This window comes from Streptomyces sp. CO7, from assembly GCF_053474865.1.
This window is the reverse complement of sequence record NZ_JBRIOU010000002.1, coordinates 361853-362247: the sequence shown is the minus strand read 5'-3', so window position 1 is coordinate 362247 and position 395 is coordinate 361853.

Below are 395 nucleotides of genomic sequence, written 5' to 3'. Positions count from 1 at the left end.
GGCCTGGGGCGCGCGGGGGTCCGTGCCGTCGGGCGCGGCGGCGTCCGGCGGGCTTCCGCCCCCCTCGGGACCCGCGGTACCTGCGGGGCCGTCGGTGCCCGCGCTGCCTCTGTCGCGTCTGTCGTCCTCGGGGCCCGGCACGGCTGTCCGGCCCGTCGTCACTGTCGGTCGCACGGTCCCCCCGGCGGCTGTAGTCGGTGCGGCTTCTGTCGGCGTGGTGCTGGTCGCGCTGGTCGGCACGGCCCTGGCCGGGCGCGGTTCCGGTGCCCTGCCCGGGCCGGGCCTTGCCGTTCCGTTCCGCTGACCGGCTCCCGCTGGCCGGCCTCACCGGTGTTCCGTCCCGCCCCGGTGGCGTCGGTCCCGCCCCGTGCGTTCAGTCGCCACCCCTCCCCTGC